Here is a 23,399-nt window from a genome sequence, read left to right as displayed (position 1 = left end):
CTAGCCTAAGACCTAGGCGCAGGCGGGCAGTGTCACGCGGGCGACGGTACCGGTGGGCGCCGGTGACACGGTGACCGTGCCGTGGTGCGCCTGGATGATGTTGCGAGCGATCGTCAGACCCAGACCCACCCCGGGAACTGCCTGTTCACGGGCGTACCGGCCGCGATAGAAACGGTCGAAGACGTACGGCAGCTCGTCGTCCGGGATGCCGATCCCGGTATCGGTGATCGTGACGTGCGGCTGCGGCCGGCTCCCGGTGCCGATCGTGATCGGACGGTCCGACGGGGTGAAAAGCAGCGCGTTGCGCAGCAGCTGCGCGATGGCGTCGGCCAGCCGGGCCAGGTCGGCGCGGACCTGCACGGCACCGTCGCGGTGCATCCGGACCGTCTCGGAGCGCAGCGCGATCAGCGGCCGGCAGGTGTGCACGGCGGCGTCGACCACGGTGTCCAGCGCGACCGTGCCGACCGGGTCGGGCAGCGGGGCCTCGTCCGGCCGGGTGCCGGCCAGCAGATGATCGACCATGCTGACCAGGCGTTCCCCGTTGCGCCGGATCGGTTCGATCAGCCGCCGGTACGGGGCCAGATCCGCACCCTGATCACCGAGGATCTCCAGGTAGCCCTGGATCGACGCGACCGGTGTACGCAGCTCGTGGGTGATCGACGCGACCAGGTCGTCCTCCCGCTGCGAGGCACGCGCCAGCTCGTCGCCGAGGTCGGCCATCCGCAGCCGGTTCCGGATCGCCGCCAGGTGGGTGGACGCCTGCCCGGCGAAGGTGACCAGGTTGCGCACCTGGCGTTCGTCGATGTCGCGCGGCCGGTCGTCGATCACGCACATGGCGCCGAGGGTGTGCCCGTCCTCGTCGACGATCGGCGCGCCGGCGTAGAACCTGATGTTCGGCGCCCCGGTGACGTTGGAGAGCCCGGCGAACCGGCTGTCACGGGTCGCGTCCGGGACGATCAGCGGCTTCCCGTCCGGGACGACGTGCCTGCAGAACGAGACGTCGAGCGGGGTCTGCTCGTCGGCCAGCCCGTGCCTGCCGGCGAACCACTGCCGGTCCCGGTCGACGAGTGAGATCGCGGCCATCGGGGTGTCGAACATCGAGGCGGCGAGCCGGGTCAGATCGTCCAGGACGGGCGGGCGGGCCCGGTCGAGCACCTGGTAGGACCGCAGGGCCTCCAGCCTGGCCTGCTCGTCGGCGTCCCGGCGTTCGCGCTCCACGAATGCTCATCGGCGGCGGGTCAGTGGAGCTGAGCGGAATCGCGGGCGGGCTCGTGGTCGCGCGCGTCCAGCGGGACCGTGAACAGGAATCGCGAGCCACCGCCCGGGTTGTCCGCCGCGGTGATCGTTCCGCCGTGCCGTTCCACGATCCGTTTGCAGATGCCCAGGCCGAGACCGGTTCCGGCGTACCCCTGGGTGGCGTGTGCCCGGTGGAAGTTGCCGAAGATCTGGTCGTGCTGACCGGCCGGGATGCCGATACCGTTGTCGGCGACGCAGACGTGCGCCATCCGGTCCACGTTGGTCGCGGTGATGGTCAGCGACGGCGTCACCCCGGGGGCGGTGTACTTGATCGCGTTGCCGATCAGGTTGTCCAGCAGCTGCCGCATCAGCACCGGGTCGGCCCGGACCCGGGGCAGGCCGCCCACGGTGAACCGGGGCGGCGGGAGGCCACCGGCGATCGCCGCGTCCAGCCGGGCCACCGTCACCTCGGCGACCATCGCGCCGAGGTCCACCGTCTCGGTGGCGACCTCCCCGTCCCGGGCGGTGGTGTAATCGAGCAGCCCGTCGATCAGCGACCGCATCCGCTCGGCCGACCGGCTCACCCGGGCCAGGCCGTCGCGGGCCCGGTCGACGGCCGGATGGGCGGGTGTCATGTCGACGGCCGCGGCCGCGACCTCGGCCCAGCCGGTGATCGCGGTGAGCGGGCTGAGCAGGTCGTGCGCCACCACCCCGGCGAAACCGGTCAGCTCGTCGCGGCGCCGGCGTTCCGCGGTGACGTCGTGGAACAGGACGACGGAGCTCCGCGCGCCGTCCGGGTCGGGCAGTTCGGCGGCGCGCAGGCTGAGGACGCGGCCGGTGCCGCTGACCAGGACGTCGGTCTCCGGGAGGTCCGCGCCGGTCAGGTCCAGCACGAACGGGGTGCCGTCGGTGTTGCGCAGCAGGCCGTCGAGGCCGGTGAACTCGCCGAGCAGCTGGGTGGCGGCCGGGTTGCGCAGCAGCACCCGCCGGTCGGGATCCAGCAGGAGCAGGCCGTCGAAGGTCGAGTCGATGATCGTCTGGAGGAGGTCGGCGCGCTGGGAGGCCTGCTCGCGCTCCCGGGCCAGCTGCGCCTTCTCCGCGGCCAGTTCGGTGAGCAGGCTGTCGCGTTCGTTGCGGCCCAGCGCCAGGGTCAGCCCGACCACCGCCACCATGACGACGAACAGCTGGCCGACGAAGGCGCGGGTGGTGGCGTCGTCGATCGCGGCGAACGGCCCGTGCCCGCTCAGGGTGAACAGCACCGAGACGGTGCCCACGGCCAGGTCGTGCACCACCACGAACGGGGTGGGGAACCGGGCGCCCGCCCAGATCGTGGCGGCGAGCAGGGTGAACGCGATCGGCAGGCCCCGGCTGTAGGCGAAGGTGCCCAGGTAGACGGTCGCCGAGCAGACGATCAGGGCGATGCACTCGGCGGCCCGGTGGCGGCGGAGCGGACGGCCCTGCCGGAACCAGGCGGCGATCTGCCCGGCGCAGAGCGCGACCGCGCCGATCAGCAGCACACCGGCGGTGTTGCGGGCCAGCCAGACGAACGTGGACGGCCACGAGTAGTGCCCGGTGATCAGCCACATCCCGGTGGGGCCGACGGCGGCGCCGGCGACCGTCGCGCCGAACGCGGCGCCGAGCAGCGCCCACAGGTCACGGGATCGGTGCAGCCCGTCGTCCCAGAGCCGGGGGCGCCACGTGTCGAGCAGGCGCAGGAAGGTCCACACCTGGGCCAGGTTGGCGGCGACGAAGATCGCCGCCATCGCCGGCGTCGCGCCGGTCGCCGTGTTCACCACCATCGTGATCACGGCGAGTGCGGCGACGTCCGCCCAGCGGGCGCGGGATCTCCGCTGGGCGCAGAACCAGACCGCGGCGACACCCGCCGCGGGCCAGACCAGGCTCATGTTGCGGCCGTCCAGCACGGTGAGGCGGCCGGCCAGGACAGCCAGGAGGTACGCCAGGGCGAACCCACCCGTGCGTGCCAGCGACCTGCCGTACGTCACCCCCACTTATCGGCGGGCGGCGGGCCGGACTGAGCGTCAGCTCACGGCGGCGCGGCGGGCCGTGTAGTCGGCCCCGGCACGGTGGCTCGGGTACGGGATGAGGTTGTCGGGCTGGTCCTCGTAGGTGGGGTCGGCCCACCGGGAGCGGCTGCTCTCCAGGGGGTCGGAGTCGTACACGGACCGGCTGTGGAACCGTTGCGCGTAATCCATCATCCCGTCGACGAGACGGTCCACGTCGGCGGCCGGGCGCACCACGAGCCGCATGAACTGGCTGGTCATGCCGAGCTTGTTGCCGCATTCCCGGGTCATGATGCCGTGGTTGGCCACCAGGTAGTCGCGCAGCGCCGTGCCGGACCACTCGTTCGGCAGCTTCACCAGGAAGAAGTTGCCCTGCGAGGGGAACACCGTCAGGCCCTGGACGCGCTGCAGCTCCCGGCCCATCGAGCGGCGGTCCCGGCTGAGCAGGCGCAGGCTCTCCTCGTACTCCATCTCGTGGTCGGAGATCATGTGGACGACCTTCTCCGCGAGGGAGTTCAGGTTCCACTTGGGCAGCATCCGGGCGATCTTCCCGGCGATCGCCGGGTTCGCCAGCATGTAGCCGAACCGGATGCCGTGCAGGCCGAAGTTCTTGCCGAGGCTCTTCAGCACCACCGCGTTCGGCCGGATCACCGCGTCCGGGCCGACCGACGGGTACCGTTCGGCGTCGGAGAAGTCGATGAACGACTCGTCGACGACGACCAGGTCCAGGTCGCTGAGGGCGTCCAGGAAACGGATCACGTCACGCCGCGGTATGTAGTGCCCGTCCGGGTTGTTGACGTTGCAGACCACCGCGACCCGGGACTTGCGCTCGCGGATGAACCGGACGTACTCCTCCAGGTCGAGCCGGAAGCCGTCGCGTTCCTGCAACGGGAACATGTCGACCCGCTTGCCGGTCTCCATCGGCTGGTCGGTCCAGCGCCCGAACGTCGGGATCGGGATCGCCACGCTCTCCTTGATCAGCAGGTGGTCGATCCAGGTGATCAGCTCGGTCGAGCCGTTCGCCATCGCCACCGTCTGCGGGTGCAGGCCGAGCACGGCGGCCAGTTTCTTGGTGATCGCCGACGAGTCGCTGGGGTAGTACTTGAGGATGCTCTTCAGGTCCCGGGCGAGCTCGTCGAACATCTCCGGTGTCGGGAAGTACGGGTTGCACGGGATGCAGAAGTCGACGATCTCGACACCCTCGCCCGCGGCCCGGGCCACGTCGAAGTAGGACGCGCTGTGCGAGCCCTTGTGCAGGATCGACGTATCGATACCGGTCCGTGCCACGGTGTCCTCCCGAACCTCTTCGGTGACGTTGCCGCCAGTCGATACGGGGCCGGCACGCGGATCGTTCACGATCCGTCGATGCTTAATCCACAGGAAAGGATCCGCCCCGCCACGATTGATCAACTAGTTCGTTCTCTCCTGAGGTGGCTGTCACGACAGGGGGACGAGGATGCGCGGACTGATCAGGGTGGGACTGGCCGGCACGGTGGTGTTCGGCGCGGTGATGACGGCGAGTCCGGCGCACGCCACGCCGGGGCACGGGGTGACGACCCGGGTCGTGTGGCAGTGGACGGTCGAGGACACCGGCTACGTGATGCGGGAGATCACCATCGCGCCCGGCGGCGACACCGGCTGGCACCGGCATCCCGGGCTGGTCTTCGCCAACGTGCGGCAGGGCACCCTCACCCACCGGATGGCCGACTGCGTCACGGTGCGCCGCTACGCCGCGGGGGAGAGCCTGATGGAGCAGCCCGAGGAGCCGCACGCCCACCGGGGGGAGAACCGGTCCCGTACCCCGCTGATCCTGGACGTCGTCTACGCCACCCCGAAGGGGCTGCCGCTCTCCACCGACACCCCCGACCCCGGGTGCGCCTGACGGCCGATCATGAAAAGGTGGGGCAGGAGCGAAGGGGGCGAGCATGACCGCGCCGGTGATCTACGAGATCGGCACCTGGCCGTGGCTGGCCGGGCTGACCCGGCGGTACGGGCGGCCGGTCACCCTGGCCGACGTCCCCGCCGAGGTGTGGGACGAGATCGCCGCCCCCGGCGTGGACGCGGTCTGGCTGATGGGCGTCTGGGAGCGAAGCCCCGCCGGCCTGGCCGTCGCCCGGGAGAACGAGCTGCTCCAGCGCGCCTTCCGGGCCGCCCTGCCGGACCTCGCCGCCGACGACGTGGTCGGCTCGCCCTACTGTGTCCGGCGCTACCGGGCCGACGACCGGCTCGGTGGCCCGGACGGCCTGGCCGCGGCCCGGGCCGAGCTGCGCCGGCGGGGCCTGAAACTGATCCTCGACTACGTGCCCAACCACGTGGCCCCGGACCATCCGGCGACCGTGGAGAACCCGAACTGGTTCATCCAGGGCACCCCGGACGACCTGGCCGCCGACCCGTTGGCCTGGTTCGCGGCGGACGGCCGGATCCTCGCCTTCGGCCGCGACCCGTACTTCCCGCCGTGGCCGGACGTCGCCCAGCTCAACGCGTTCGACCCGGGTCTGCGCGCCGCCACCGTCGACCTGCTGACCGGGATCGGCGAGCAGTGCGACGGCGTCCGCGTCGACATGGCGATGCTGCTCACCAACGACATCTTCGCCGGGACGTGGGGCCACCGGGCCGGGCCGGTTCCCGCCGAGGAGTTCTGGCCGTCGATCATCCAGCGGGTCCGGGCCGTCCATCCCGATCTGATCCTGATCGCCGAGGCCTATTGGGACACCGAGTGGATGTTGCAGGAGCAGGGCTTCGACCTCTGCTACGACAAGCGCCTCTACGACCGTCTCGCCCATGAGGACGCCGCCGCGGTCCGCGGGCACCTGCTCGCCGACCGCGGCTACCAGGACCGGCTGCTGCGCTTCATCGAGAACCACGACGAGCCGCGCGCCGCCGTGGCGATCCCCGGCGGTCGCGGCCGTGCCGCCGCGGTCGCCGTCGCCACCCTGCCCGGCGGCACCCTCTGGCACGACGGCCAGTTCGACGGCCGCCGCACCCACCTGCCGGTCTTCCTAGGCCGCTACCCCGACGAGCCGGCCGACCCCGACCTGCGCTCCTTCCACCGCCGGCTGCTCACCGTCGCGTCCCGGGTCCGGCACGGCGAATGGCGGCTGCTCGACTCCGCCGGCTGGCCCGACAACCCCACCCACCGACACGTCCTGGCCTGGTCCTGGCACGACGCCGCCACCCGTCACCTGATCGTCGTCAACTTCGGCGACCGGCCCGCCCAGGCCCGCGTCCGGCTGCCCTGGCCCGGTCTGGCCACCCGCTCCTGGGAGCTCACCGACCTCCTCGACGGCCGCGTCTTCGACCGCGACGGCGACGAGCTCTCCCGCGAGGGCCTCTTCGTCGACCTTCCGCCGTGGGCCGCCCACGTCCTCGCCGTCGAGCCCGCCTGATCCGCCGCTGCGCACGGTGGCTGCCGCGGCTCCCTCGCCGCTCGTTTCCCCGACCCTTTCCCGGTACGCCGTGAGCCGCCCCCGCCGGACCCCACGTCCCGTGACGGTCCACGCGAGGCAGGCGGTGGTCACCGCCGACCCGCGCCCACCGGGCCGAATGCGCCGGTGACGGTCACCCCGGTCGCCGGCCGTCGTCGAGGCCGGTTCCCGGTCGGTCCGGCAGTCCGCGGGTACGGCCGGCTGTTGCGGCCGTCGGTAGGCGTCGAGCCCGGTTCCCGGTCCGTTCGACGGGCCGCACGTATGGCCGGCGATCCGGCTGACCGTGACAGGCGGCGGTGCGGCAGAGCGGTGAGACGCCGTCAGTGGCGGCGGGTCTGGCGGCGGCGGGCGGGGCGGCGGCCGCCGGGGTGGCGGAAGCGGTTCGCTGTGCCGCGGGGGCGCGGGAGCGGCGGGGCCGGCGGCACGGCGGGGAGGCGGACCCGCCAGAGGATGAGGACGGCGATCAGCACGAAGACCACGCACACGGCGATGAGATCGGGCAGGTCCGACCAGTCGTCGAGGGTCATTCCCGGGGACGCCACGATCGCCGGGTCGTTCGGGTCGACCAGGATCGGGATCCGGTCGCCTTCCAGCGGCGATCCGGACAGCCGTTCGGTGTAGGCGGTGTGCAGCTCACCGTTCCACGGGAAGGCCACGGTCCAGTCCGGGGCGACGGACGCCCGGTCGACGCGTGCCTCGACCGGTACCGCGTTGATCTGGAACCTCCATTCCAGCAAGCCGCCGTAGGACTCGACGCCGAGGAGGCACAGAACGAGCAGGATCAGGCCCCATGCGATCCGGTGCGCCGTGCTCTGGAGATTCACAGGAATCATGATGGCAGTCGCCCGCAGCCCCGCCCCGGATGGTCGTCAGTGCGGAGGCGGGCGCCGCGCCCGCCCCTGGACCGGCCGAGAAGCCTAGGTTTCGGCTGTTCCTGCCCCGGCCCGGCCAGGACGCGCTGAAGCTGCCGACGGCCTGTGGTACGCGCAGTACCTGGCCACCGGACGACCGGCAGGACTTCCGGGTGCCGCCGGGCGTCGACCTGCGCTGGGCGCCGCGGGACGGCGGCGGCGTGCCGGGGCGGCTGGCGCTGGAGCGGCGCGCCGAGCCCTGCCCGTTGCGCACGCGGGACGGGGACGCGGCCACCGCCGGCGGGGTCGCGGTGCGGCGTGACCGCCGTCTCGTTCCATCGGGAATCATCGATTCCTTGCTCAGGTTGAGCGGGTCAGGAGAGGCACAGAGAGCCCCTCACCGGTAACGGAGAGAGTGATCGGAATGAGCCAGCAGAAGATCATCGCGGTTGTCGGCGCCACCGGTTCCCAGGGTGGCGGACTGGTCGAGGCGATCCTTGCCGACCCCTCGGGTGAGTACGCGGTCCGGGCCCTGACCCGGGATACCACCTCGCCCCGCGCGCAGGAGCTGGTGAAGCTCGGCGCCGAGGTGGTGCAGGCCGACAACTACGACGCCGGGAGCCTGGAACGGGCGTTCACCGGAGCGTACGGCGCCTTCCTGGTGACCGACTTCTGGGCGCACATGTCCGCGGAGAGGGAGCTCGAGGAGGCCGCCGACCTGGCGGGCGCCGCGAAACGGACCGGCCTGAGGCACGTGATCTGGTCCACCCTGGAGGACACCCGCGACCACATCCCGGTGGACGACGACCGGATGCCGACCCTCCAGGGCAGGTACAAGGTTCCGCACTTCGACGCCAAGGCCGAGGCGGACGGGCTGTTCCGGGCGGCCGGGGTGCCGACCACGTTCCTGCGGACCACCTTCTACTGGGAGAACCTCGCCAACGGCTGGGGCGCCACCCGGGATGCGGACGGCGTGCTCACGCTGAGCCTGCCGATGGGCGGCAGCAGGCTCGCCGGGATCGCGGTCGCCGACATCGGCCGGACCGCGTACGGCATCTTCCGCGCCGGTGACGAGTATGTGGGCCGCACCGTCCACATCGCCGGCGAGCACCTGACCGGCGAGCAGATCGCGGCCGGCCTGAGCCGGGCCGTCGGGGAGCCGGTCGTCTACCGTCCGCTCAGCCACGACGCCTACCGTGGTCTGGGCTTCCCCGGCGCCGACGAGGCGGGCAACATGCTGCAGTACTACACCGAGTTCGCGGACTACTTCACCGGCGTCCGCGACCTCGCCGAGGTCCGCCGGCTCAACCCGGGGCTGCAGACCTTCGACGAGTGGCTGGCCGCGAACGGTCACACCATTCCCACCGCATGACGACCCGTGGCGCGGGTCAACGCGGGGTGACGGCGGCCAGGGTCAGGTCGACGATGCCGTCGGCGTAGGTGTCGGTGAGCGGGCCGTTGCGCAGCAGCCAGCGGTGGTAGAGCGGCCCGAACAGCAACTCGACGACCTGGTCCAAGGGGGCGTCGGGGCGGACCTGGCCGGCGTCGCGGGCGGAGGCGAGGCGGGCGCGGACGGCGTCGAGCTGGGGGCGCAGCAGGCGGTCGCGGACCTGGGCGGCCAGGTCGTCGTCGGCGAGGGTCTCGATGGTGAGGGCTCGGGTGGTGGCGGACATCCGCGGGTCGGCGAACTCGGCGACCGTGGCCCGGAGGACCTCGCGCAGGTCGGTGCGCAGGTCGCCGCTGTCGGGCAGTTCGATCACATCGGGCAGGCCGTCGGTGAGGGCGTCCAGGATCACCGCGCCCTTGCCGCGCCACCAGCGGTAGATGGTCTGTTTGCCGACGCCGGCGCGGGCGGCGATGGCCTCGATGGTCACGGCGGTGTAGCCGGTCTCGGTCAGCAGCTCCAGCGCGGCGGTGAGGATCGCGCGGCGGGAGTTCTCGTTGCGTCGGGGCGTCACGCCGAAATTCTATAACGAGACGCAACGTCTCGTCTTGACGGCGGCGAGACGACGTGTGAGGCTGTGTTCCATGCGAGACGCAACGTCTCGTCTTGTTGCAAGCCGCATGAGGAGAGAACCCATGGCGCATATCGCCGTCGTCAGCATCCCGTTCCACGGGCACGTCAATCCGAGCCTGGAGATCGTGCGCACCCTCGTCCGGCGCGGTCACCGGGTCACCTACGCCAACGACGCCCGGTTCGCCGATGTCGTCGAGGGCGCCGGCGCGGAGCTGAAGCCGTACGAGTCGAAGCTCCCCGCCGACGGCGGCGCCGGCACCGAGGATCCGATCGAGCAGCTCACCTTCTTCCTCGACGACGCGATCGCGATGCTGCCGCAGCTACGGGCCGCCTACCGGGACGACAAGCCGGACCTCTTCCTGTACGACATCGCGGGTGCCCCGGCCCGGCTCCTCGGCGAGCAGTGGGGCATTCGGGCCGTCCAGTTGTCGTCGACGTTCGTGGCCTGGGAAGGCTACGAGGAGGAGATGGCGCCGGTCGTCGAGGCGATGCGGGCCGACCCGCGCGGCGCCGGCTACTACCGGCGGTTCACCGAGTGGCTGACCACGGAGGGCTCCTCGGTCACCGACAGCATGGCGTTCCAGGGCCGTCCCGTACGCGGCCTGGTCCTGCCGCCGGAGGCCCTCCAGCCGAACGCGGACCGGGTGGACCGCTCGGTCTACAGCTTCGTCGGCCCGGTCCTCGGCGACCGTTCCCATCAGGGCTCCTGGGCCCGCCCGGCCGGCGCGGAGAAGGTTCTGCTGGTCTCGCTCGGTTCCGAGTTCACCAGGCAGCCGGAGTTCTACCGGCGCGCGATCGCCGCCTTCGGTGACCTGCCCGGCTGGCACACCGTCCTGCAGATCGGCAAGCACGTCGACCCGGCCGAGCTGGGCGAGGTGCCGGACGGTGTCGAGGTGCGTTCCTGGGTGCCGCAGCTCGCCGTCCTGGAGCAGGCCGACGCCTTCGTCACCCACGCGGGCATGGGCGGCAGCAGTGAGGGTCTCTACTGCGGGACCCCGATGATCGCCGTCCCGCAGGCCGCCGACCAGTTCGCGAACGCGGAGCAGTTGGCCGCACTCGGTGTCGCCCGGGTCGTCGACGGCGCCACCGTGACGGCCGCCGAGCTCCGATCCGCGCTGCTCGAGCTGACCGGCGATCCGGTGGTTCTCGCCCGCAGCGCCGAGCTGCGACGTCAGGCCCGGGAGGCCGGTGGCGCCGACCGGGCCGCCGACCTCGTCGAAGCCGAACTGCTCACCGCCTGAGCGAACACCCCGGCTGGTTCTCAGAGGGCGATTCGGGACGCTCGGGTACGTTTCACTTTTCCAAGGTGACGCAGGCTTGCTGCTCAGGCGCCCTGTCGGCGGAGAGCGCCGAACCGGCGGAGGGCTCATCCACCATCAACCGAGCGACCTACCGGCCCAACCGTGGCGGCCCCTGCGCCGTCTTTGCCCTGGTCATGGCGGGATGTATGCGGGCAGGGCACGGTAATAGTGCGTTCATGGAACGGCTTTAGCCATTTGTAACCGGCCTCTAAGTTCGAATCCTGTCAGACCGAAAGCGAAGGGGCTCTCGCAGGTCACAGACTGGCGAGAGCCCCTTCGGGTTTGACGCCACTAGGATTGAGCACGCACTTGTCTGCGTTGCGGGCCAGTGGCCGCTCAGATCAGTTCACGGCTGTATCAGTTGTCAATCTGAGCCGCCTTCAGTCGCGTTGCCAGGCCGTTGATTCCGGCTGGAAGATCTTTGTGCCATCCGATTGGCATATCTTCGACCTTCTCATAGGCGCCCACGATGGTCGAGCCTTCGGCAGTTGCGCTCTCAAAGAGCAGGCCCTGGGGAGTCGGCTGGATGAGGCGGGCGTCGGCCGGCCGGCCTGCCTGGTTGTTGGAGAACCGTCCGCCGGCAGGCGCCACCTCTGTGGCGTCCTCTCCGAAAACCATGACCTTCGTGCCGGTGGGGACAGCCTTGTTGAAGTCTGCAACGGTTGAACACGGGACGTTGCGGGCGCAGATCGGCTGGGGCATTTCGACGTACGCGAAGCCTCCATCGCCGTCCGGCCCTTTGATGGCCTTACTTACCGAGACTTTCATGACGACGTGCTTTTGTTCTAATCCATCACCGGATAGCGCCCGTCCCTGAGTAAATCCCACGACCTGTCCGGCGAATACCGCCGTGACGTTCTTGTCCGCCGCCAGAGTCTCCGGGCTTTTGAACACCATGTAATCGGAGCGATCGGAGCCGGCCTTGCCGAAGACGGACGTGTCCACCGCGCGTGCCGCGGTGGCGCCGGGCGCGAAGGTCGCAGGTGCGGAATCCGGTGCCGGACCGGTCCGCGGCCCACCTTCCGGCCAGAGGCCCACGATGAAGGGCCCGGCCAAAACCGCCGCTACGGCTGCTGCCAGCCCTGGCAGCAGCCACCAGGACCGGGTCGTGGATTCCGGCGAACGCAGCTGACGCATCCAGCTAGCAAGGGCGCCTCGACGCGGCAGCGGAGTTGTCGCATGCGGCAGCGTGCCGTCGGCCACGAACTCCGCCATGACGCGGGAGCGCAACGCCGCGGACGGGCCGTCCGGCGGATCGAGCTGGGTGCCGAGCCGGTCGAGCAGGTGCAGTTCGTCGGTCATGATTCCTCCGTCATGCGGGTCGGGTCAGTACTGCCCAACGCCTCACGGATCTGGCGGCGAGCACGGTTCAGCCGGGAGCGCACGGTCCCGATCGCGATGCCGAGGGCGGTTGCGGTTTCGTCGTAGCTGAGATCGCTCCACGCGATCAGCAGCAGCACGTCGCGGTCGCGGCCCTTCAGCTCAGCCAAGGCCGCCGCCAGCACACCGCCGGCGGCGCCTGCGCTGACCACTTCCGCTACCCGGTCGGCCAGGCCCTCGTCGTTCCGCGGAGCCCTCAAAGCGGCGGCCGCGCGCAATCGCGCGTCCTCGATACGGTGGTGCCGGCTGATCTCCTTGACCAGGATCCCGAATAGCCAGGGCCGGGCGTCGGCGCGGTCGATGTCGTAACTGGCCCGCCGCCGGAATGCTGCCAGGAAAGTCTCCGCCACCACGTCCTCGGCCGCCTCCGCGCCAAGGCGCCGGAAGGCAAACCGGTACAGCATCGCCGCGTACCGATCATAGATGAGTCCGAACATCTCCGGGTCGCGGCCTGACGCCTCGATTACGGCAGAGTCGGATTCGCGTTGGCCCATGTTCAGCATCACCGGCGACGCCGTCTCGTTGAAGCCATACTCGGTCCTCCAGTCACGTGAGCAATGTTGTGATGTCTCGCCATCTCGACGCTGGCCGGTTCACGCCGCTCGGCCGACAACGGCAACGGCCACCAGAGGTCCGGGACGGCCCGGTCCGGCGTCCGCCACCGGTCTCGGCGATGCTTCAAGCGCATCTACCATCGGAACGCATGCGAACCCCATGATCGTCCGGCAGCGGCGAAGCAATGTACTGAGGATGACTACGGCCATCCTCAACCTGAGAAGGCAGGCATGGTTGGGGAACGTCGGCGCGTACTAGTCCGGCAACCAAAGGCCGGTTCGGCCAGCTGACGGACCGGATCAATACTGGCAGCGGTGAGCATGTCTGCAACCCCAGGAATGACGTCCTGTATTAGGGGGTCCATCGTCTTGCCACGCGTTTCGGCGGCCCCTCAGAGTTTTCCTGAAGGGCCGCCGACCGTGCAGAGAAAGCGCTCCATAAGGAGCCCATTTTAGTTGCTAACTTTGCAGCCTTCAGTCGCGTTGCCAGGCTGTTGATTCCGGCTGCTGAAGCGGTGGTGGGGCATCCCGTTATCGGTCTGCTCCTGGCTCCTGTATGGATGTTGTTAAATGATCAAATTGCATGTAGGTCAGTCGATGTCTAGGCCGCGTGTAACTGGAACGGTGCCTGATTTGGGTACGTGGCCGCACTTGGACCGCGTGGTGGTCGGAGAGGAGGTTCGACATCCTTCAGGTTGATCTATGCGTTGGGTCCGTTTGGAGAACATTCTGCGGGTTCGCTGTAGATAGTGATCACTCGATGGCGTGAAAGATGAATCCCGGTCACGACCGGGGTGGTAGCTGCGCGTTGGCCCGGTCATGGGTGATCGAAAGCCGTACCCCAGCGACGTGACCGATGCGCAGTGGGCGTTGCTCGGCCCGTTCCTGGAAGCCTGGCGGGCCAAGCGCGTTTCGGTAGCCGGCCGCACTGGTGACCATGATCTGCGGGAGATCGTGAACGCGATCCTCTACCAGACCCGCACCGGCTGTCAGTGGGCATATCTGCCGCACGACCTGCCGCAGAAGTCCACCACCTACTACTACTTCGCGTGGTGGCGTGACGACGGCACCGACCAGGTAATCCATGACCTGCTGCGCTGCCAGGCGAGGGAGAGCGCCGGCCGCCGTGAGGATCCGACCGCGGTCGCGGTGGACACCCAGTCGATCCGGGCCGCGAACCATGTTCCCGCGGCCACCACCGGCAAGGACGCCGGCAAGAAGGTTCCGGGCCGCAAACGCGGGCTGGCCGTGGACGCCCTCGGCCTGATCATCGCGGTGGTGACCGCTGCGTCGGTCACCGACAACGCGATCGGCATCAAACTGTTGGACAAGGTCGCGGCACATACCCCGACGGTGACCGTGGCCTGGGTCGACGCCGGGTTCAAGCAGGACGTCGGCGTGCACGGCGCCGTGCTGGGCATCGACGTCGAAGTCGTCAAACGCACCGACACCCAGCCGGGGTTCGTGCCGGTCAAGAAACGGTGGATCGTCGAGCAGGTCTACGGCACCCTCATGCTGCACCGCCGCCTGGCCCGCGAATACGAGAGCCGCCCCGAATCCTCGGTGTCACGAACCTTGTGGGCGTCGATGGCCGGCATGGTCCACCGGCTGACCGGCACCACCGCCCCGACCTGGCGCAACACGTAAGGGCCGCCGGTGCACCTCGACACGATCCTCACCCTCATCGGCGAACGCGAGACCACCGCAGCAACGACCGCCGGACGCCTGCGCGAGCAGATCGCCCTGCTCTCGACCGAGCTCACCCGTATCGACCGGGAACTGGCCGATCTTGCGACCACCCGTACCATGCTGCAACACCTCGCCGCGACCGAGTTCACCGCCGACGACCCCACCATCGTCAGTTCCGGCTACCAGCAGATCCTCGCGATCCTGAGCGCCGCGACCGGCGGCATGCGCCAAGGACGTCTGCCTCGCCCTGGACATCGAACCACTACCGAAACACGTCGAAGGAACCCGAGCCAAGCTGAAACGCCTGGTCAATCGCGAGATCGTGACAGAGGAACAGCCCGGAATCGTCGCCCTGATCCAGAAACGGACCTAACCTCCCGGAACGTCCTCTCAGGGCTGTCTCAATGGCCTTGAGGCAGCCCGGAGAACCAGCCGGGGCGGTGAGATAGCTAGCCTCCTAGGATGACCGAGATCATGGTGGCCTCCGCCGCTGACCGTCCCCGTGTCGTCGACTCGCTGGTGGCGGCGTTCGCCGCGGACCCGGTGCTGCGGTTCCTCTTCCCGGCCGACGAGGACTATCCGGAGCAGGCGGCGGCCTTCTTCGGGCACCTCTTCGACAAGCGGGTCGGCCGGGGCACCGTCTGGACGGTGGCCGGCGGGATGTCCACGGCGATCTGGGAACCGCCGGGCGGCGGCACCCCGGCGGGTGAGCTGGACGTCCCGGCGGAGGCCCGGGCGCGGGTGAAGGCGTACGACGAGGCGGTGCACGCGGCGCTGCCGGACGAGCCGTACTGGTACCTGGGCGTGCTCGGCACCCATCCCGCGGCCGCCGGGCGCCGCCTGGGCCGGGCCGTGATGGCGGCCGGATTGCGCCGGGCCGCCGCGGACCGGCTGCCGGCGGTGCTGGAGACCAGCACCGCGGTCAACGTCGAGATCTACCGCCGGTCCGGGTGGGAGGTGGTGGCCGAGGTCGGCGAGCCGCTGCCGATCTGGGTGATGCGGCACCCCGGCTGATCGGACGTGCCTCTGTGCCCGCCAGGGATCGACGTTCCGTCGACGTGGACTTCCGGCTGGCTCTCGCGGCTGTCTCGGAGCCGCCGAGACAACCGTGACAACCAGACGGAAGAACCTGGACGTGTCTCCGCCGCCGGGTGAGGCCGCCGACGGCGGGTGACCGGATCTTCACGGATCGGCGTGATCCGAGCACAATGGAGGATCTGCCGCCTTGCCGGGGGAGAGGGGCGAGCCAGTGAGCCGGAAATTTTCCATCGAGGATCCCGCGGGCCTGCGGTTCGCGGGCTGGCGCAACGTGCTGAGACTGATCGGGAAGCGGGTGCGGCGGCCCTGGCGGTGGGGCCGCGAGGAGATTCTGCCCGTGCTGCAGCTGGTCCGGACCTCCGACGAAAGCCCGGACCCGTTGCCGGCGATCCGGGTCTGGCTGCGCACCGCGCGGAGCGCCCCGGTGGCGCTGGCCGCCCCGCCGTGGCCCAAGAACGATCCGCCGTCCGTCGAGGACCTGCTCGACATCCTGGTCAAGGACCTGTCCAAGAGCAGCCCGGTCGGCCGGCGGCTGAGCTTCCCGCACTACGGCCTCGCCCTGTGGCTGCTGCACCTGACGCGATTCCGGAACGCGCAGAAACCGGCCGTCGCCGACCCCCGGCCGGTGGTGACGCCGCCGGCCGCGGACCAGGAGTGGACCGAGGCGGAGAAACGCCGGCATCTGGCCGGGCAGCTGACCTGGCATCTGCGGCAACGGCTGGGCACCGGCAACTTCGTCGACGGCCTGGCCGAGGCGATCGGCGACTTCCCGTGGTGGGTGCGGCTGACGGCGCACACCGTGCCACTGGCCGGTCTGGCGATGATGCGGGCCACCTGGCGCCCGCCCCGCTGGTTCGCCCGGCACGAGATCGCCGCGACGAACAGCTTCTACGAGCTGGCCGTGCGGTTCGCCGAGGGTGACTTCGACGACGAGGCCGGCCGGGCGCGGGCCGAGGAGCTGCTCGCCGACGCGTTCATGCAGGACCTGCGGACCGCCTACCGGCGCGACCGTCTGTTCGGCCGCGGCCGGTGGCGGACCGGCTATCCGGTGGCGCTACTCGACGACCGTGCGACGACCGCGCCGCGGCTGATCCGGTTGCTCAACCGCTTGCCGGAACGGCACGGGTGGACCCGTCCACGACCACGTTCGGAGCTGCTGCTCGTGGTCACGAACCGGCGCGGCACGGCGGAGGGGCATCCGTACACCGCGCGCGACACCCAGGCGGCGTACCGGAAGTGGAAGGCGCCGTACCGGGATCACGGCGGGGACAGCCCGTGGACGCCCGAGATGTCGCTGCGGCTGCCGGCGGCCCCGGAGGAGACCGACGGCCTGGACGACATCGAGGAGTTCGGGTTGCCCCGCAGGCGGGCGCCGTGGATGGCCCTCGCGCTGCCGGCGCTGCTGGTGGCGGTCCTGGCGGTGGTGCCCTGGTACAACCACAACCGGTGCGAGGCGTACTGGTGGCCGGGCACGGTGAGCACCCTGCACCGGGAGCCGTTCGCGAGCACCGGGAGCCAGTGCGTCGGGCTCTCCGGCGGCCGGTACCGCTTCTTCGACGACGCGCCCGGCGTGGACCCGGCAGTGGCCGGGCAGTTGCAGCGGGTGGAGGCGGACATCGCGGACACCAACGCGCGAGTGCTGGAGCGGCCCGGGCACGTCACCGTGGTCTTTCTGAGCACGCTCACCAACACCACGCTGGGCGGTTACCAGGCGGCTCTGGAGGAGTTGCGCGGGCTGGCCTCGGCCCAGCGGGAGACGGTCAACTCGACGGTGCCGGTGCGGTTGCTGCTGGCCAACGGGGGCGACCAGATGGACCACGGCGGGCAGGCGGCCCGCCTGATCGCCGGGGTGGCGCCCCGGCTCGGCATCGTGGCGGTGGCCGGTCTGGGGATCAGCCGGGCCGGGACCGAGGAGGCGATGCGGGAGCTCGACGCGGCGGGCATCCCCACGCTGGGCACGCTGCTGTCGGCGGACAGCCTGACCACCAAGGTGGTCTCCTATCACCAGGTCGGGCCGGACAACCGGCGGGAGGCCGAGGTCGCCGCCTTCTATGCGCAGAAGGTGCGCAAGGCGACCGAGGCGACGGTCTACTACGCCGGCGATCCGGCCGACCTCTACAGCCGCAATCTGGCCGAGGACGTGGCGCAGGAGTTCGGGAAACGGGGCATCGCCACGGCCGCGATCACGCCGTACCGGACGCTGCCGGGGACCGAGGGCTCCGACGTGACCCTGCTCGGCCAGGACGCCTGCCCGGGCCGGCCGGGATATCTGGTGTTCTTCGCCGGGCGGCCGGACGACTTCGGCCGCTTCCTGCAGGGCATGGCGACCGCCTGCCCGGACCGCTATCCGGACATCCTGGCCGGTGACGCGACCACCGAGTTCGCGCTGTTCGGCGGTCTGAGCGGCTATCCCGGCCTGCCGTTGTACTACATGGCCCCGGCCAGCAGCCGGGTCTTCGGCGCCGACTGCGCCACCGTCGAGGGCCGGGTCCGGTTCTTCGGGGCCTACCGCGCCGCGGGTTACGGCGACGTGTGCGAGAGCGGGCAGGCGTCGCGGGCGATGTTCGGCTGGGACGCGATGACCACGCTGTGGCTGGCCGCGGTCCGGGTCAGCGCGCTCTCCACCCTCGAGGGGCGGGTCACGCCGCAGGCGCTGCTTCAGGGGCTCAACGGCCTGACCGGCGAGGACGCGCAGGTGTCCGGGGTCACCGGGATCATCGACTTCTCCCGCGGCGGGACCAGCCCGCAGCTGCCGGCGAACAAGGCGATGCTGGTGATGCGTGTCGACGAGAAGGGCGTCTCGCAGCTGGAGATGTACTGCGGGACGATCCCGGCCGCCGAGCGGGACCCCGAACCGGGTTGCCCGGCCGACTCGGCGTCCTGACCCCGGCACGGCAGGAGGCCCGGCCGGCTGCCGAGACCCCCCAGGGCAGCCGGCCGGCACGGGGACGACAGTCGGCACGCGTACCCCGTACCTGAGGAAAAGCTCTTCAGTCCTTCTCGTCGGCGAAGTCGAGGCCGAGCAGGCGGTCGAACAGGCGCAGCCGGAACATCACCGTCAGCGACAGGTACCAGAGGATCAGCGCGGGCAGCACCACGAAGAACACCGGTTTCGACGGTTTCATCAGGCCGAAGTACTCCCAGAGGAACGGCACGTTCAGCACCGCGCTGAAGGTCAGGCACAGGCCGGCGACGAGCCAGACGGGCCGCCGGTCGCCGGTCCGCCGGGTCCAGGCGCCGAACACCCGCGAGTACGGCTGCAGGAAGTTGATCAGCAGGAACGACGCGAAGCAGAAGAACGTCGACAGGCCGGTCTGCGCCAGGATCGTCGCGGCGGCCTCGGTGAAGTCGGCGTCGACGGCGTAGGTGAGGCCGGTCGACCGCTCGAACTCGTGGATGATCCGTTCCGGGGTGCGGCCGGAGCTGAACCCGTGCTTGATCATCGAGTAGAGGATCGTGTAGATCGCGGTGCCGAAGGTGGCGGTGACCACGGCGGCCGGCGTCACGAACCGCACCAGGTTGCGCAGCATGTGCGGGTCCGGCGGGGTCGGCTTGGCCCACATGGTGAGGAACACGGTGGGGATGCCGACGGTGAACATGGTCAGCCCGACCTGCGTCGGCGAGTACGGGAACGACAGCCCCAGCATGGTGACCGCCAGGATCACCAGGCCCTGGCTGGCCACCCGGGCCAGGAAGACGTAGAGGGACACGCCGATCCCGTTGATGATCTTCCGGCCCTCGTGCTGCGCCGGCGGCAGCGCCGCGAAACTGTCGTCGACGAGCACGATGTCGGCGACGTCGCGGGTCACCGCGCTGCCCGAGCGCATCGCCACGCCGACGTGCGCCTGCTTGAGGGCACGGGCGTCGTTGACCCCGTCGCCGATCATCGCGACGTAGCGGCCCCGGCGGCGCAGCGAGCGCACGATCCGTTCCTTGTGTTCCGGCGCGACCCGGCCGAAGACGCTGGTCCGGGCGACGATCTCGTCCAGCGCGGGATCGTCGAGGCCGTCCAGGGCGGCGCCCGGGACCGGCTCGGCGGCGGCGATCCCGGCCCGGGCGGCGATCGCGGCGACGGTCCGCGGATCGTCGCCGGACAGCACCTTGATCTGCACCCCGTCGGCGTGCAGCCGGGCCACCGTCTCGACGACCTCCGGGCGCAGTTCGTCGGCGAGCACGGCCAGCGCCACCGGCTCCAGCATCGGCAGGTCCGGCCGTCCCGCCGCGTCGCGCAGCCCCTCGTCGGCGCGGGCCAGCAGCAGCACCCGCAGCCCTCGGCCGGCCCGTTCGGCCACCTCGCCGGCCGGCAGCGGCTGCCGCAGCCGGGCGGCGAGCGCGTCCGGGGCGCCCAGCACCCACGTGCCGTCCGTGGTGACCACTCCGGACCAGCGCAGCGACGACGAGAACGGCACCTCGTCGCGTACCTCCCAGACCGGCCCGCTGAGCGCGCCGAGGATCGCCATCGCGGTCAGGTTGGGGCTGGCGCAGTTGTGCGCGACCCCGCCGAGGGCCTCGGCCGCCTCGCTGTACTCGTGCTCGCCCAGCGGCACGATCTCCTCCAGGCCGAGCTGCCCGGTGGTCAGCGTGCCGGTCTTGTCGGTGCAGACCACGTCCACGTTGCTGACCGACTCGACCGCGTTGACCTGCTGCACCAGCGCGCCGTGCCGGGCGATCCGGACGGCCCCGGCGGTGTAGGCGAGGGCGATCAGGAAGAACAGGCCATAGGGTACGAGCCCGGACAGCACCGCGGTGATCTGCACGACCCGCAGCACGCTGAAGCCCTCGAGGGCCGCCTGCGCCAGGATGCAGCCGCTCATCAGGGCCGTCAGCGCCATCACCAGGCGCACGATCAACTCGATGCGGCGTTGCAGCGGCGTCTTGTCGGTGGTGCTGCGCCGGGCCTCGGCGGTGAGCCGGCCGGCGTAACTGCCGGCCCCGACGTCGCGGGCCTCCTGGTGGCCGTCCCCGGCCACGCACAGGCTGCCGGACCGCAGATCGTCGCCGGGATGTTTGACCACCGGGTCGGACTCGCCGGTCAGCAGCGACTCGTCGGCCTCCAGCCGGCCGCCGTCCAGCAGCGGGCCGTCCACCACGATCTGGTCGCCGGGCCGGATCCGCAGCACATCTCCGCGGACCACTCGGTCCGGGGCGATCTCGATCTCCCGGCCGTCCCGGATCGCCAGTACCCCGGTCCGGTCGAGCAGTTGCAGCCGGTCCAGTTTGTGCTTGGCCCGGATCTCCTGACTCGCGTTGATCACCGCGTTGATCAGGCCGAGGCCGACGCTGATCAGGGCGTCGCTGTAGCGGCCCAGCGCCAGCAGCGCCCCGCCGATGACGAACAGGATCAGGTTGTAGAAGGAGAAGACGTTGGTCCGCAGGATCTCCGCGTAGCCGCGGGTGCCGCCCTGCACGGCGGTGTTCGACTCGCCCCGCCGGCGCCGTGCCTCCGCCTCCGCCGTGGTCAGTCCACCGGCCGGCGCGAGCATCACCTGTTCCATCCGCTTCGTAGCCCCCGATGATCACCCTAAACGTCCAGAAGGCACGCCATCCCGGCAATAAGCGTCAAAAGGACGTGTGGATTTCATCCCGGCGGACAGGCCGGCCACCGTATGTTTGTTTTCCGTGCACCAAGCGTCACGATGTTGCTCGCCGCTCGCTGCCCGCAATTAACTGTTCCGCCGTCCGGCGCCCCTAGCGTCGACTCGACCGCGCCCGGCTGCGCCGCGGTTCCCCTTCCTGCGTAAGCGAGTCGACATGTCTGCTGAACCGGATGTCAGCGTCGTCATCCCGACGTGCAACCGCCCGCACCTGGCGGCCCGCGCGGTCGGCAGCGCCCTCGCCCAGACCCACCGCGATCTCGAGGTGGTCGTCGTGGTCGACGGGCCGGACGAGGACACCGCGCGAACCCTGGCCGGCATCGGCGACCCCCGGCTGCGGGTGATCGTCCTGCCGGAACGCGGCCGTGCCCCGCACGCCCGCAACGTCGGCGCCCGCGCGGCCCGGGGCCGGTACACCGCCCTGCTCGACGACGACGACGAATGGCTGCCCGAGAAGATCGCGGTGCAACTCGGCCTCGCCGCCGCATCCGCCGCCCGCCTGCCGGTCGTCGCCAGCCGCCTGATCAACCGGACCCCGCGCGCCGACTCGATCATGCCGCGCCGGCTGCCCGGCCCGGGCGAGCCGCTCAGCGAGTACTTCACCGTCCGGCGCGGCCTCTTCTACGGCGACGGGTTCATCCAGACCTCCACCATCCTGGCGCCCACCGAACTGCTGCGCCGGATACCGTTCACCGAGGACCTGCGCCGCCAGCAGGAGCTGGACTGGGCCCTGCGGGTGATCCGGGAGGACGACGTGGAACTGATCTACGCCCCGGAGCCGCTGGTGCTCTGGCACCAGGACGAGGACCGGGAGCGGATCAGCCTGCAGAACCCGTACGAGGAGCAGCTGGAGTGGCTCCGCGGCAGCCGCCACCTGTTCACCCCGCGGGCGTACGCGGCCTTCGCCCTCAGCGTGCTCAGCTCCATGGCGGCCCCGTCCCGGCAGCGCCGCCACTTCCGGGAACTGCTCGCCGAGGCCCGCCGCAACGGCCGGCCCGGCACCCTCGACTACCTCACCCACCTGCAGATCTGGGCGCTGCCGCCGGCCCTGCGGCACCGTCTGCGGGACCTGGTCGTCGGCCGCCGCTCCACCACCACCGAAGCCCGCGAGCCGGTCGATGTCGCCTGATCGCCGGCGGGTCGCCATCTGGCGCAGCGCCCTGCTGCTCGGGTCGGAGACGTTCATCCGGGCCCAGGGCGACGCGCTGAGCCGCTGGTCGCCGACCTATGTCGGGGCCACCCGGGTGGATTCGGCGCTGGCCCGACCGGACGACGTGATCACCTTCCCGGACGGGCCCGCCGGCCGCCGGGAGTTCCTGCGGCTGCGGCTGTCCGGCGCCAGCCCCCGGCTCCGCGGCGTGCTCGCCGAGACCCGGCCGGAGCTGGTGCACGCCCACTTCGGCGGCGACGGCTGGCTGGTCAGCCGCACCGCGCAGCAGCTCGGCGTGCCCCTGATCGTCACCGTGCACGGCCACGACGTGACCCGTCAGCCGCAGAGTCCCGGACTGCACGGCATCCGCTACCGCCGCAACCTGCGCGGCGTCTTCGCCCGCGCCACCCTGGTCATCGCGGTCTCCGAGGTGATCCGGGGCCACGCCGAGCGGTGGGGCGCCGACCCGGCCAAGGTCCGGGTGCACTACACCGGCGTCCCGGTGCCCGCCGCGATCCCGATGGTCGCGAAACGCTGGGACATCGCCTTCGTCGGCCGGTTCGTCGCCAAGAAGGGCGTCGACGACCTGCTCACCGCCCTGGCCCGGCTGGACTCGCCGCGCCCGCGCGCGCTGCTGATCGGCGACGGCCCGCTGCTGCCCGCGATGCGCGACCGGGCCGAGCGCCTGGGCGTCGACGCCACCTTCGTCGGCAGCCAGCCACCCGAGTCCGTCCAGCGGCACCTCGCCGAGTCGCGGATGCTCGCCGCCCCGTCGAAGACCGCCCCCGACGGCGACACCGAGGGCCTGCCCACCACCATCCTGGAGGCCGGCGCGCTGGGCCTGCCGGTGGTCGCCACCCACCACAGCGGCATCCCGGAAGCGGTCCTCGACGGGCGTACCGGCCTGCTCGTCCCGGAGGCCGACCCGGCCGCCCTGGCCGCCGCCTTCACCCGCCTGCTCGGCGACGCCGATCTGCGCCGCCGCTTCGGCACGCACGCCCGCGACCACATCGCCGCCGGCTTCGACCTGCACACCCAGACCAGCCGCCTGGAAGATCTCTACGACGAGGCCGCATCGACCGTCCTCGCCGCCGCCCGCCGCCGCTGACCCCCGCACCCTGGCCGGGCCGGGCCGCCGCCCGC

General features: G+C 71.0%; 18 protein-coding genes. 10 read left to right on the top strand and 8 right to left on the bottom strand.

Annotation, left to right across the window (positions count from 1 at the left end; translation table 11 throughout):
* Positions 1 to 12 precede the first annotated feature (12 nt).
* Genes Aut01nite_RS16650 through Aut01nite_RS16640 form a run of 3 tightly spaced genes read right to left on the bottom strand, consistent with a single transcriptional unit; the run spans position 13 to position 4,613 of the window.
* Positions 13 to 1,218, bottom strand: a complete 1,206-nt coding sequence (locus Aut01nite_RS16650) for a GAF domain-containing sensor histidine kinase (RefSeq protein WP_236642471.1) — start codon at positions 1,216 to 1,218, stop codon at positions 13 to 15.
* A 20-nt stretch (positions 1,219 to 1,238) separates the two neighbouring features.
* On the bottom strand, positions 1,239 to 3,239 hold the full coding sequence (locus Aut01nite_RS16645; protein ID WP_052163086.1) for a sensor histidine kinase: 2,001 nt from the start codon (positions 3,237 to 3,239) through the stop codon (positions 1,239 to 1,241).
* A gap of 36 nt (positions 3,240 to 3,275) precedes the next feature.
* Complete coding sequence (locus tag Aut01nite_RS16640; RefSeq protein WP_236642472.1) at positions 3,276 to 4,613, bottom strand: pyridoxal phosphate-dependent aminotransferase; 1,338 nt, start codon at positions 4,611 to 4,613, stop codon at positions 3,276 to 3,278.
* A gap of 100 nt (positions 4,614 to 4,713) precedes the next feature.
* On the opposite strand from Aut01nite_RS16640, the gene Aut01nite_RS16635 reads away from it, so the two are divergent.
* Entirely contained in the window at positions 4,714 to 5,139 is a 426-nt protein-coding gene (locus Aut01nite_RS16635; protein ID WP_043521694.1) for a cupin domain-containing protein, read from the top strand.
* A gap of 43 nt (positions 5,140 to 5,182) precedes the next feature.
* A complete protein-coding gene (locus tag Aut01nite_RS16630; RefSeq protein ID WP_043521696.1) occupies positions 5,183 to 6,643 on the top strand; it encodes an alpha-amylase family protein in 1,461 nt (486 codons plus the stop codon).
* Positions 6,644 to 7,002: 359 nt separating this feature from the next.
* Here the strand turns inward: Aut01nite_RS16630 and Aut01nite_RS16625 are convergent, their stop codons facing one another.
* Complete coding sequence (locus Aut01nite_RS16625) at positions 7,003 to 7,506, bottom strand: hypothetical protein (RefSeq protein ID WP_043521697.1); 504 nt, start codon at positions 7,504 to 7,506, stop codon at positions 7,003 to 7,005.
* A 451-nt stretch (positions 7,507 to 7,957) separates the two neighbouring features.
* On the opposite strand from Aut01nite_RS16625, the gene Aut01nite_RS16620 reads away from it, so the two are divergent.
* A complete protein-coding gene (locus Aut01nite_RS16620; RefSeq protein WP_043521700.1) occupies positions 7,958 to 8,905 on the top strand; it encodes an NmrA/HSCARG family protein in 948 nt (315 codons plus the stop codon).
* A 16-nt stretch (positions 8,906 to 8,921) separates the two neighbouring features.
* On the opposite strand, the gene Aut01nite_RS16615 is transcribed toward Aut01nite_RS16620, so the two are convergent.
* Positions 8,922 to 9,491: a TetR/AcrR family transcriptional regulator gene (locus Aut01nite_RS16615; RefSeq protein WP_043521702.1), complete on the bottom strand. Its 570-nt coding sequence runs from the start codon at positions 9,489 to 9,491 to the stop codon at positions 8,922 to 8,924.
* A gap of 70 nt (positions 9,492 to 9,561) precedes the next feature.
* Here Aut01nite_RS16615 and Aut01nite_RS16610 point away from each other — a divergent pair, with 70 nt between their 5' ends.
* Positions 9,562 to 10,791: a macrolide family glycosyltransferase gene (locus Aut01nite_RS16610; protein WP_373871498.1), complete on the top strand. Its 1,230-nt coding sequence runs from the start codon at positions 9,562 to 9,564 to the stop codon at positions 10,789 to 10,791.
* 417 nt (positions 10,792 to 11,208) lie between these two features.
* Here the strand turns inward: Aut01nite_RS16610 and Aut01nite_RS16605 are convergent, their stop codons facing one another.
* Positions 11,209 to 12,153 carry a hypothetical protein gene (locus Aut01nite_RS16605; protein ID WP_043521707.1) on the bottom strand — a complete coding sequence of 315 codons (945 nt, stop codon included), beginning with the start codon at positions 12,151 to 12,153 and terminating at the stop codon, positions 11,209 to 11,211.
* On the bottom strand, positions 12,150 to 12,734 hold the full coding sequence (locus Aut01nite_RS16600) for an RNA polymerase sigma factor (RefSeq protein WP_043521841.1): 585 nt from the start codon (positions 12,732 to 12,734) through the stop codon (positions 12,150 to 12,152). Before Aut01nite_RS16600 ends, Aut01nite_RS16605 begins: the two co-directional genes overlap by 4 nt.
* A gap of 870 nt (positions 12,735 to 13,604) precedes the next feature.
* Between Aut01nite_RS16600 and Aut01nite_RS16595 the strand changes: the two genes are divergently transcribed.
* The 4 genes from Aut01nite_RS16595 to Aut01nite_RS16580 all read left to right on the top strand — a co-directional run bounded on the left by Aut01nite_RS16595 (position 13,605) and on the right by Aut01nite_RS16580 (position 18,396).
* Positions 13,605 to 14,432: an IS5 family transposase gene (locus tag Aut01nite_RS16595; RefSeq protein ID WP_043521708.1), complete on the top strand. Its 828-nt coding sequence runs from the start codon at positions 13,605 to 13,607 to the stop codon at positions 14,430 to 14,432.
* Positions 14,433 to 14,441: 9 nt separating this feature from the next.
* Positions 14,442 to 14,888: a hypothetical protein gene (locus Aut01nite_RS16590; protein ID WP_236642473.1), complete on the top strand. Its 447-nt coding sequence runs from the start codon at positions 14,442 to 14,444 to the stop codon at positions 14,886 to 14,888.
* A 48-nt stretch (positions 14,889 to 14,936) separates the two neighbouring features.
* Positions 14,937 to 15,488 (top strand): GNAT family N-acetyltransferase, encoded by a 552-nt coding sequence (locus Aut01nite_RS16585; RefSeq protein WP_043521710.1) that lies wholly within the window; start codon positions 14,937 to 14,939, stop codon positions 15,486 to 15,488.
* Between the two features lie 235 nt (positions 15,489 to 15,723).
* On the top strand, positions 15,724 to 18,396 hold the full coding sequence (locus tag Aut01nite_RS16580) for a type 1 periplasmic-binding domain-containing protein (RefSeq protein WP_043521713.1): 2,673 nt from the start codon (positions 15,724 to 15,726) through the stop codon (positions 18,394 to 18,396).
* Positions 18,397 to 18,502: 106 nt separating this feature from the next.
* Here Aut01nite_RS16580 and Aut01nite_RS16575 read toward each other — a convergent pair whose 3' ends face one another.
* A complete protein-coding gene (locus Aut01nite_RS16575; protein WP_043521715.1) occupies positions 18,503 to 21,007 on the bottom strand; it encodes an HAD-IC family P-type ATPase in 2,505 nt (834 codons plus the stop codon).
* 256 nt (positions 21,008 to 21,263) lie between these two features.
* Between Aut01nite_RS16575 and Aut01nite_RS16570 the strand changes: the two genes are divergently transcribed.
* Entirely contained in the window at positions 21,264 to 22,235 is a 972-nt protein-coding gene (locus Aut01nite_RS16570; protein WP_043521716.1) for a glycosyltransferase family 2 protein, read from the top strand.
* Positions 22,225 to 23,364, top strand: coding sequence for a glycosyltransferase (locus tag Aut01nite_RS16565; protein ID WP_043521718.1), 1,140 nt, complete (start codon positions 22,225 to 22,227; stop codon positions 23,362 to 23,364). The genes Aut01nite_RS16570 and Aut01nite_RS16565 overlap by 11 nt, the downstream gene beginning before the upstream one ends.
* Positions 23,365 to 23,399: the final 35 nt, after the last annotated feature.

The organism is Actinoplanes utahensis (assembly GCF_016862455.1).
GTDB classification, from domain to species: Bacteria; Actinomycetota; Actinomycetes; order Mycobacteriales; family Micromonosporaceae; genus Actinoplanes; species Actinoplanes utahensis.
Note: the sequence above shows the minus strand (reverse complement) of the source record. Positions and strands in the feature narration are given on the sequence as shown.